Raw genomic sequence first — 591 nt, 5'->3', positions numbered from 1 at the left:
AATCCCCGAACGGAGTAGAGGGCGAGGTTCTGAGCGCCAAAATCGTTCTGCTTTCCGACCCCGGGCACGTAGTCGAGCGCGCGCTCGACGCGGGTCGCGGCTGTGTCAATCAGGACTTCCCGGGGGATTACGTCGACCTGCTGCGGCAGGTCGAGGCGGGGCGTGATCGTCTTGGTGCCGCTGTAGAGGTCCGGCACCCGGTAGGTCGGCGTGGCGGTGAGGGTCCCCTCGACCGAGAGCGCGTCGAGCACCACGGCGGTCTCGCTAGAGCGCGCCCCCTGGGCTGCGACGGCGGTGGGGATCGCGCAGGACAAGGCCAGCACGGACATCAGCGGGATGGACGGTGAACGGGACACGTTGATGGGCCTCGGGCGACGGCAGTGGCACGTCACCGCGAACGAGGCCGAACCACGCGCAACGCGCATGCTTCCGCACCCGCCGGGGCACCCCGCCCAGCGTGTCTCGCGTGTGACCACGACTGACGGCAGGTCTCCTGGCTCGCGGGTCACTGCCCTTCACCGTCTTCCCGAGCGAGGCCGCTCAGTGACGTCGGTGGCGAAGGGCTCGCCGCTTACAGTTGCGGGGGCAGCC

At 69.5% G+C, this 591-nt stretch carries 1 protein-coding gene and 1 riboswitch; the gene reads right to left on the bottom strand.

The genetic code is table 11. The features are described 5' to 3' along the window. Window positions 1-356, bottom strand: a 356-nt coding sequence (locus FV220_RS26330; protein ID WP_348642108.1) for a TonB-dependent receptor plug domain-containing protein, incomplete at its 3' end; no start/stop codon positions are given. A 109-nt stretch (window positions 357-465) separates the two neighbouring features. After that, a riboswitch (cobalamin riboswitch) is annotated at window positions 466-591 on the bottom strand. This riboswitch is flagged as partial in the annotation.

It is taken from the genome of Methylobacterium sp. WL19 (assembly GCF_008040005.1).
Lineage (GTDB): Bacteria > Pseudomonadota > Alphaproteobacteria > Rhizobiales > Beijerinckiaceae > Methylobacterium > Methylobacterium bullatum.
The sequence above is the reverse complement of the archived record's forward strand: the minus strand, read 5'-3'. Positions and strand labels throughout refer to the sequence as shown.